The 8,196-nt window shown below is 72.3% G+C and carries 9 protein-coding genes; 5 read left to right on the top strand and 4 right to left on the bottom strand.

Features of this window, described 5'->3' with window-relative positions; all coding sequences use genetic code 11:
* The first annotated feature begins 56 nt into the window (after positions 1–56).
* Positions 57–404, top strand: coding sequence for a hypothetical protein (locus CEK69_RS21100; RefSeq protein ID WP_193314018.1), 348 nt, complete (start codon positions 57–59; stop codon positions 402–404).
* Positions 405–498: 94 nt separating this feature from the next.
* Here the strand turns inward: CEK69_RS21100 and CEK69_RS16325 are convergent, their stop codons facing one another.
* Positions 499–786: a hypothetical protein gene (locus CEK69_RS16325; RefSeq protein WP_152246728.1), complete on the bottom strand. Its 288-nt coding sequence runs from the start codon at positions 784–786 to the stop codon at positions 499–501.
* 86 nt (positions 787–872) lie between these two features.
* Positions 873–1,901 (bottom strand): hypothetical protein, encoded by a 1,029-nt coding sequence (locus tag CEK69_RS16320; protein ID WP_226975192.1) that lies wholly within the window; start codon positions 1,899–1,901, stop codon positions 873–875.
* Between the two features lie 225 nt (positions 1,902–2,126).
* On the opposite strand from CEK69_RS16320, the gene CEK69_RS16315 reads away from it, so the two are divergent.
* The 4 genes from CEK69_RS16315 to CEK69_RS16300 all read left to right on the top strand — a co-directional run bounded on the left by CEK69_RS16315 (position 2,127) and on the right by CEK69_RS16300 (position 7,170).
* Entirely contained in the window at positions 2,127–3,599 is a 1,473-nt protein-coding gene (locus CEK69_RS16315) for a DNA-3-methyladenine glycosylase 2 (protein ID WP_152246726.1), read from the top strand.
* On the top strand, positions 3,596–4,123 hold the full coding sequence (locus CEK69_RS16310; RefSeq protein WP_152246724.1) for a methylated-DNA--[protein]-cysteine S-methyltransferase: 528 nt from the start codon (positions 3,596–3,598) through the stop codon (positions 4,121–4,123). Before CEK69_RS16315 ends, CEK69_RS16310 begins: the two co-directional genes overlap by 4 nt.
* Positions 4,124–4,244: 121 nt before the next feature.
* Complete coding sequence (locus CEK69_RS16305; protein WP_152246722.1) at positions 4,245–5,510, top strand: ectonucleotide pyrophosphatase/phosphodiesterase; 1,266 nt, start codon at positions 4,245–4,247, stop codon at positions 5,508–5,510.
* A gap of 226 nt (positions 5,511–5,736) precedes the next feature.
* Complete coding sequence (locus CEK69_RS16300; RefSeq protein WP_148829034.1) at positions 5,737–7,170, top strand: chloride channel protein; 1,434 nt, start codon at positions 5,737–5,739, stop codon at positions 7,168–7,170.
* A gap of 188 nt (positions 7,171–7,358) precedes the next feature.
* Here the strand turns inward: CEK69_RS16300 and CEK69_RS16295 are convergent, their stop codons facing one another.
* Positions 7,359–7,544, bottom strand: coding sequence for a 30S ribosomal protein THX (locus tag CEK69_RS16295; protein WP_017911843.1), 186 nt, complete (start codon positions 7,542–7,544; stop codon positions 7,359–7,361).
* Between the two features lie 111 nt (positions 7,545–7,655).
* On the bottom strand, positions 7,656–8,069 hold the full coding sequence (locus CEK69_RS16290) for a MerC domain-containing protein (protein WP_017907253.1): 414 nt from the start codon (positions 8,067–8,069) through the stop codon (positions 7,656–7,658).
* Positions 8,070–8,196: the final 127 nt, after the last annotated feature.

The raw sequence follows: 8,196 nt of genomic DNA, 5'->3' as shown, positions 1-8,196 counted from the left end.
CGTGGCGGGCATGGACGCGGGGCTAGCGTCGCCGCATCCCCTCCCGGAGTGCGCGCATGGCCGCCGGAACCCGCTTGATGCTGCGGCTGTACCTGCCCCCGGCGTTGCTGGCGTTGGGCGGCTTCGCGATCGCCGAAGTGCTGTTGCAACTCGCCAACGGCCTGCATGCGCCCTGGCTGGCGCGGACCGGCTCGCTGCTGAGTCTGCTCGCTCTGCTGGCGGCGACCGCGCGGGCGCGGCGGGGCCGGCATGGCGCGGCGCCGGTTTCGGCGCCGCCGCGGGAGCGGCAGCAGGTGCGGCGGGGGCCGCTGGCGGGGCAGTCGTCGGCGCGGGCGCGGACGATGCCGGGGGCGCGTTCTGCGCGGAAGCGACGCCAGCGACGAGGGCCAGCAGGACGGGAGTGAGGCGGAACGCGAAGGAGATGGACAAGGACATCGCTCGGCAGCGGCGGTGGCAAGGCCGCAGTCTACGCGGCCTGTGCGGACCAGCGCAGCGGCCCTATGGCGTCTCCTCGGTCGCCACTACCGTATTCTCGCTCGCCACTACCGCGGCCGCGGCTGGGGCGGCATAGCGCTGCCGGTGCCAGGCACGCCAGCTCGCCCACAGCGCCCACGCGGTCGCCGCCAGCAGAGCGAGCAGACTCAGCAGCGAGCCGGTCCGCGCCAGCCAGGGCGCATGCAGGCCGTTGGCGAGTTGCAACAGCACTTCGGCGATCGCGAAGCCGCCCAACGCCAGCAACGCCGGGGGCAGGTACAGCCGCAGCATCAAGCGGGTTCCGGCGGCCATGCGCGCACTCCGGGAGGGGATGCGGCGACGCTAGCCCCGCGTCCATGCCCGCCACGTGAATGGGCGGCACACGCCGCAGCCGCCGTTCAGGCGCCGGGCGAGGCCAGCGGCAGCGTCGCCACGTCGATCTCCGACAGCGGGCTTTCCGCCGGACAGGCCTGGTCCGGGAACCCGAAGCGCTGCTTCAGCGCCTGGCCGCAGGCGGTCAGGCTCTCAAGGTCCACGTCTTTTTTGGTCTTGCACTCCTGGTCGAAGGCGACCAGGAACGCATCCTTGCGCCGTACGAAATCGTCGCCGCACTTGCGCAATTGCTTGATCCGCTCCAGATCGTCCTGCACCGCATTGGTGCCGTCGAGCCCGTACTGCTTGAGTTCGTCGCTGGTGAGCAGGCGCAGGCTGCGGTTGGGCACGGTCATCATCAGGTCGGCCACCGCCACCGCCACGCCGTTGCGCTCCAGGTAGTCCTTGACGTTGCCATAGACCTCCTGCAGCTCGCGATTGAGCTCGGCGCGCGAGGTCGCGGTGGAACTGATCCGCATCATCCGGTGGATGCCGACCTTGCCGGAGATCAGCCGGTTGTCGCCGGCGGCCAGCACGAACACGCAGGCGCTGTGGCAGACCGAGCCTTCGCGCACCCACACGGTCCAGCCGGATTCGCCGATCGCATCGCCGGCACGGATCGCCGCCTCGACCTGGCCGCCGCTGGAATCCAGGTCGAGCACGCGCTTGCCGATGCCGGTCTGCCTGGCCACTTCGGCCAGGCGCCGCACCATTTCGGCGAAGCCGGCGTTGATCTTGCCGACATAGCGCACCCGCATCAGCCCACGCTCGCGGCACGGCGCCAGCGCCGACTCCACGGCGGGCCGGTCCAGCCCGGCCAGCGGCTGGCCGTCGCCGGCGTCGGCGGCATAGTCGGTGTCGCAGCTGATGAAGGCCTCGCCATTCTCCAGCGTGGCCTCGTCCCAGGCCTGCGGGTCGCGCTTGGGCGCGACCGCATGCGGCGGCGGTGCCGGCGGCGCACCGATCGAGACCATGTGCTCGCCATCGGCGGAGGGGCTGTCAGCGACGGTCCGCGGTGCCGACGCCGGCTGCTGCCCGCAGGCCAACAGGCCCAGGCAACACAGCGACAACCAGCAGAGTCTGAACGGAGCGGCCAAACGGAGGATCCATGGACGAGACGAAAAAGACAGGCGCCAGGCGCCTGTGGACCTAGTCTAGTGCCGCCGCGCGGAACCTCCCCAACTGCGCCTAAACCGCGGGCACCGCGGCCACGCGACAGCCGCGGCATTGCTGTCCGAAAACGGCCAGTGCGCCGCGCCGGGGCCGACTAGACTGGCGCCATGCCTGCCCTCGCCGCCACCGACCACGCCCTCTACGACCGCGCCCGCCAGTCCCGCGACGCGCGCTTCGACGGCGTGTTCTTCACCGCCGTGCGCAGCACCGGCATCTACTGCCGGCCGGTGTGCCCAGCGCCGCCGCCCAAGCGCAGCAACGTGCGCTACTACCCCAGCGCCGCCGCGGCCGCGGCAGCCGGCTACCGGCCGTGCCTGCGCTGCCGACCCGAACTCTCGCCGGAGGCGCAGCAGCACCTGGGCGAAGAAGTGGTGCGGCGCGCACTGGCGCTGATCGCCGAGGGCGCGCTGCAGGACGCCAGCGTCGCCGCGTTGGCGGCCGAACTGGGCATCAGCGCGCGCCAGCTGCAGCGCCTGTTCGTGGCCCAGCTCGGCGCCACCCCGGCGGCAGTGCATGCGACCCGGCGGCTGTTGCTGGCCAAGCAACTGCTCACCGAAACCGCCTTGCCGATCACCCAGGTGGCGCTGGCGGCCGGCTTCAACAGCCTGCGACGCTTCAACGCCGCGTTCCTCGACGGCTGCGGCATGCCGCCCTCGGCGATCCGCAAGCAGCGCACCGACAGCCCCGGTGGCGATCTGGTGCTGCGCCTGGGCTACCGGCCGCCGCTGGACTTCCCGGCGATGCTGGCGTTCCTGCGCAAGCGCGCGATCCCCGGCATCGAGCGCATCGGCGAAGCCAGCTACGAGCGCGTGCTCGGCCCCTGCGAGGCCTCCACCCGCATCCGTGTCGAAGCCGATCCGCAGCGCCACGAACTGCGCCTGCACATCGCCGCGGCCGATCCGCGCGCCATTCCCGACATCGTGCGCCGGGTGCGCCGCGTATTCGACCTGGATGCCGACCTGCGCGCGGTGCACGCCACGCTCGGCGAGGATCCGCTGCTGGCGTGCGCCATCGCCCGGCGCCCCGGATTGCGTGTGCCAGGCGGTTGGGACGGCTTCGAAGTGGCGGTACGCGCGGTGCTCGGCCAGCAGGTCAGCGTGGCCGGCGCGGCGACCCTGGCCGCGCGCCTGGTCGATCGGCACGGCGCCGCGCGGCCCGGCCAGCCGCCGGGGCTGGACCGCGCCTTCCCGACCCCGCAGGCGCTGCGCGACGCGCCGCTGGAAGCCATCGGCCTGCCACGCTCGCGTGCGGCGACGATCCGTGCGCTGGCGCAGGCGGTGCTGGACGGCCGTCTGTCATTCCGTGCCGGCCAGCGCCTGGACGACTTCGTCGCCCACGCCATCACCTTGCCCGGCATCGGCGCCTGGACCGCGCAGTACATCGCCCTGCGCGCGCTCGGCCAGCCCGACGCCTTCCCCGCCGGCGACCTGGTCCTGCAACGCATGCTCGGCGCGGACGGCGCACGCCTGAGCGAACGCGCCACCGAGGCGCGCGCGCAGGCCTGGCGTCCCTGGCGCGCCTACGCGGTGCTGCACCTGTGGCACCTGGCCAACGACCCTCCCGAGGAGACCCGCGCATGACCGCGCCCCCGCTGTCCTACGACCGTTTCGACACCCCGATCGGCATGCTCACCGTCGCTGTCGGCAGCGATGGCGTGCGTCACATCCTGTTCCCCGAGAACCGCTACGACGCCCGCGGCCGTGCCGACTGGGTGCACGATCCGGCCCCGGTGCGCCCCGCGCGCGAGCAGTTGCTGGCCTACTTCGCCGGCGAGCGCGAGCACTTCGACCTGCCGCTGGCGCCGCACGGCACCGACTTCCAGAAGCGGGTGTGGCTGGCATTGGCCGAGATCCCGTTCGGCGCGACCTGGAGCTACGCGCAACTGGCGCAGCATGTGGGCCAGCCGCGTGCGGTGCGCGCGGTCGGTGCCGCCAATGGCCGCAACCCGCTGCCGATCGTGCTGCCCTGCCATCGGGTGATCGGCGCCAACGGCGCGCTCACCGGCTTCGGTGGCGGCCTGCCGACCAAGGCCGCGCTGCTGGCGCTGGAGCGACGCGAGGGCGGCGACGCGGCCGCCGGCACCATGGCCCCGCTGTTCGGCTGAGCGTCGCAGCCTGCGGCGGCGACGCCGCGAGCGCTGCGGCATCGCGCGCCCCGGATACCGATGCACGCGCGCGGCAGGCGCTGTCTTCGCCACGTCACCGTCCGCGCCTTATGATGCCGCGATGATGTCCTCCGCCCTGCGCTCCACGCTCGTCTGCGCCACCCTGCTGCTCGGTGCCTGCGCCTCCACCCCCTCCACGTCGCCGCACGCGGCCGCCGCACCCAGCGCCGCCGCACCGGCGAGGCTGCCCACGCCGGTGCTGCTGATCTCGATCGACGGCCTGCGCGCGGACATGCTCGATCGCGGCATCACCCCGAACCTGAGCCGCATGGTCCACGACGGCGTGCGCGCGCAGTGGATGACGCCCTCCTATCCGTCGCTGACCTTCCCCAACCACTACACCATCGCCACCGGCCTGCGCCCGGACCATCACGGCATCGTCCACAACAGCATGCAGGATCCGCTGCTGGGCACGTTCCAGCTCAGCGATCGCGCCGCGGTCAGCGATGGCCGCTGGTGGGGCGGCGAGCCGATCTGGGTCGGCGTCGAGAAGGCCGGCCTGCACGCGGCGACGTGGGCCTGGCCGGGCAGCGAGGCGGCCATCCAGGGCGTGCGCCCCAGCCGCCGCCAGGCCTTCGACGCGGACATGCCGCCGAACGCGCGGGTCGACCAGGTGCTGGGCTGGCTCGACGATCCCAGCGCGCCGCGTCCGCAGCTGCTGACCCTGTACTTCGAACAGGTGGACGAAGCCGGCCACGAGCATGGCCCGGAGTCGCGCGAATACGCGCAGGCCGTCGCCAGGATCGATGCGGCGATCGGACATCTGCTCGACGGTCTGGCGCAGCGCGGCGAACTGGACCGGATCAACCTGGTGCTGGTCTCCGACCACGGCATGGCCGCGGTGCCGCCCAAGCAGGTGCTGGCGGTCGAGGAGATGGTCCCGCCGCAACAGGTCACGGTGATCAGCTACGGGCAATCGGTGGGCATCGTTCCGCGCCCGGGCCAAGAGGCCGCGGTCGAGGCGCGCCTGCTCGGCGCACATCCGCAATACGACTGCTGGCGCAAGGGCGAACTGCCGGCGCGCTGGCACTACGGCAGCAATCCGCGCATCCCGCCGATCGTGTGCCAGATGCACGAGGGCTGGGATGCGCTGCCGCGTGCGCGCATCGCCGAGAAGCCGCGCAGCCTGCGCGGCTCCCACGGCTACGACCCGGCACTGCCGTCGATGCGCGCGGTGTTCGTCGCCCGCGGCCCGGCGTTCCGCCAGGGCGTCACCCTGGCGCCGATCGACAACGTCGACGTCTACCCGCTGCTGACCCGCCTGCTCGGCATTCCCGCCGCCCCCAACGACGGCGATCCGCAGGCGCTGCTGCCGGCGCTGCGCTAAGGCGGGCCACCACTCCCCGAGCATGCCGCGCCACGATTGCGCGTGCCTGTGGCAAGCGTCCACGCCCGCGCGATGACGCGACCACGGGCGCGCGCAAGCGCGGCCCTTCGGGTTGGGTCTGGCAGGCGCGCGGCATACTCGGGAATGGGTGACACGCCCTGAGCGCCACGACAACGGTCGCGGCCCGGCGACGCCCGCCCATGGCAACGCGTGCGACAATGGCGGCATGCATTCGCCCGACTCCGCGCAACCGCCGCGCCTGCGCCATCGTCTGCGCCCGCTGATCTCGCAGGAGAGCTGGAAGCAGCGCGCCGTGCTGTGGGGCGGCGCGGTGGCGGTGGCCCTGGTCTCCATCGTCTTCGCCAAGGCCAGCGACGCCGCCTTCCACGTGTTCCAGCGCATCACCGCGCATTCGCCGTGGTGGGCGCTGCTGCTGACCCCGAGCGTGTTCGCCCTGCTGGCCTGGCTGACCAACGGCGCGCTGCGCCCCACCCGCGGCAGCGGCATCCCGCAGGTGATCGCCGCGCTGGAACGTCCCGACGACGGCTTCCGCCAGGCCAACCTGTCGCTGCGCGTGTCCGCGGGCAAGCTGATGCTGACCACCATGGCCCTGTTCGGCGGCGCCTCGATCGGCCGCGAAGGCCCCACCGTGCATGTCGGCGCCAGCCTGATGTACGTGTTCGGGCGCTGGTTCGGCTTTCGCGATGCGCGCCAGGCCAGCCATTTCCTGCTGGCCGGCGGCGCCGCCGGCATCGCCGCGGCGTTCAACACGCCGCTGGCCGGCGTGGTGTTCGCCATCGAGGAACTGAGCGGACGCTTCGAGCACCACTTCTCCGGCACCTTGCTGACGGCGGTGATCGTCGGCGGCGTGATTTCGCTGGGCCTGCTCGGCGACTACACCTACTTCGGCCGGGTCGCCACCGCCGGCCTGCCGCTGGGCAAGGCGTGGCTGGCGATCCTGCTGTGCGGCGTGGTCGCCGGCCTGCTCGGCGGCGCCTTCGCGCGCATGGTGCTGCTCACCGTCGCCGGCAAGCCGCGCTGGCTGGGCGAGCTGCGCCGGCGCCAGCCGGTGCTGCTGGCCGCACTGTGCGGTCTGGCGCTGGTGCTGCTGGGCCTGATCTTCGGCGCCGGCGCGTTCGGCACCGGCTACGAGCAGGCGCGCAGCCTGGTGCAGGGGCACGCCAGCGTCGGCCATGAATTCGGCCTGATGAAGCTGCTGGCGAACCTGGTGTCCTACGTGGCCGGCATCCCCGGCGGCCTGTTCTCGCCGGCCCTGGCGGTCGGCGCAGGACTCGGCCACAACCTGGCCGTGCTGATGCCGGGCGTGGACCCCCGCATCTTCGTGCTGCTGGGCATGTGCGCCTATCTCACCGGGGTGACCCAGGCGCCGCTGACCTCGGCGGTGATCTCGCTGGAACTCACCGACAGCAGCGACATGCTGCTGCCGATCCTGGCGACGGTGCTGATCGCCCGCGGCGCTTCGGCGCTGGTCTGCCGCACGCCGATCTACCGCGGCCTGGCCGAACTGTTGCTGGTGGCGCCACCGCCGGCGCCCACGCCGCCCGCGGAAGAGGAAACGCCGACCTCGCTGGTGGCCGACCTGGCCGGCAGCGACCACGACGACCGCGACGACGGCCCCAGCGCGCCGCGTCCGCACTGAGCGGCGGCTCGCCCCGAGCGACCGCGTGTCCTGAGCGACGAACGAACGACCGGGGAGTGCGCTTCCCGCTCCACCCTCCTCGCTGCAGGGCCATCTCTCTCCGCCTCACGGCGACCGCCAGGCATGGACGCCAGGCATAAAAAAACGCGGCGCAAGCGCCGCGTTCTTCGTCGCAACCGGTGGCTGGCTCAGCCGGCCTTGGCGACCGTCTTCTTGGCCACGGCCTTCTTCACCGCCGGCGCCTTGACCACCGACTTCTTCGCGGCCGGCGATGCAGCGCCCACGGCCACCTTGCTCACGCTGTGCGAGCGCGAATTGCCGTAGCTGGCGTTGTAGCGCTTGCCCTTGGCGGTCTTGCGGTCACCCTTACCCATGCTCATCGACTCCTGAATGTGTTTGCGAAAACCCCCGCGAGATGCACGGGGTTTGGCGAGGCCAACGCGGTCAGCGCCCTCGCGCAAGGGCGGCAAGCCTACCACGTGCGCTCAATGGGCGCAGCTTGCGTCGTGCACGTGGCCGTGGTTCAAGCGCAGGTTGAGCAGGTGCGCCAGGCCGACCAGGGTGCCGCCGAAGGTCATGATCGCCGCGTGCGGCGCCACCGCATGATGCAGCGCCGGCACCAGCAGCCCGGCCCATAGGGCCAGCAAGCCGAGGATGAGCAATCCCAGCGCCTGCCACACGCGGTGCCGGCGATACCCGAGCACCAGACTGAACAGGCCCAGGCAGGTCACGAACAGGACCAGGGTGCGCTCCACGCCCTCGCCCAGCCACATCGCCAGACCCAGCGACGGCAGCACCGCCAGCGCCAGCGGCAACACCGCGCAATGCACCGCGCACAGCAGCGAACCGGTGGCGCCGAGGCGGTCGAGCGCGGCGCGCAGATCGAACGATGAGGACATGACGGTCGGCACGGGTTGAAAGTGTTACGGAATAATATAACATTCGGCCGCCGGCGACCAGCGCGTCCCGCGCCCCTTCCCCGACCGTCCACCGCCGTTGTGCGGTGCCGGCAGCGCGCACGTCGCC

The organism is Xanthomonas sp. LMG 12462 (assembly GCF_009192885.1).
In the GTDB taxonomy this organism is placed as follows: Bacteria; Pseudomonadota; Gammaproteobacteria; order Xanthomonadales; family Xanthomonadaceae; genus Xanthomonas_A; species Xanthomonas_A sontii.
This window is presented reverse-complemented; position numbering and strand designations above follow the sequence as displayed.

Bases quoted from the DNA above. Each gene is read 5' to 3' on its own strand.
- CEK69_RS21100 (WP_193314018.1), top strand. From the start codon at position 57: ATGGCCGCCGGAACCCGCTTGATGCTGCGGCTGTACCTGCCCCCGGCG.
- CEK69_RS16325 (WP_152246728.1), bottom strand. From the start codon at position 786: ATGGCCGCCGGAACCCGCTTGATGCTGCGGCTGTACCTGCCCCCGGCG.
- CEK69_RS16315 (WP_152246726.1), top strand. From the start codon at position 2,127: ATGCCTGCCCTCGCCGCCACCGACCACGCCCTCTACGACCGCGCCCGC.
- CEK69_RS16310 (WP_152246724.1), top strand. From the start codon at position 3,596: ATGACCGCGCCCCCGCTGTCCTACGACCGTTTCGACACCCCGATCGGC.
- CEK69_RS16305 (WP_152246722.1), top strand. From the start codon at position 4,245: ATGATGTCCTCCGCCCTGCGCTCCACGCTCGTCTGCGCCACCCTGCTG.
- CEK69_RS16300 (WP_148829034.1), top strand. From the start codon at position 5,737: ATGCATTCGCCCGACTCCGCGCAACCGCCGCGCCTGCGCCATCGTCTG.
- CEK69_RS16295 (WP_017911843.1), bottom strand. From the start codon at position 7,544: ATGGGTAAGGGTGACCGCAAGACCGCCAAGGGCAAGCGCTACAACGCC.
- CEK69_RS16290 (WP_017907253.1), bottom strand. From the start codon at position 8,069: ATGTCCTCATCGTTCGATCTGCGCGCCGCGCTCGACCGCCTCGGCGCC.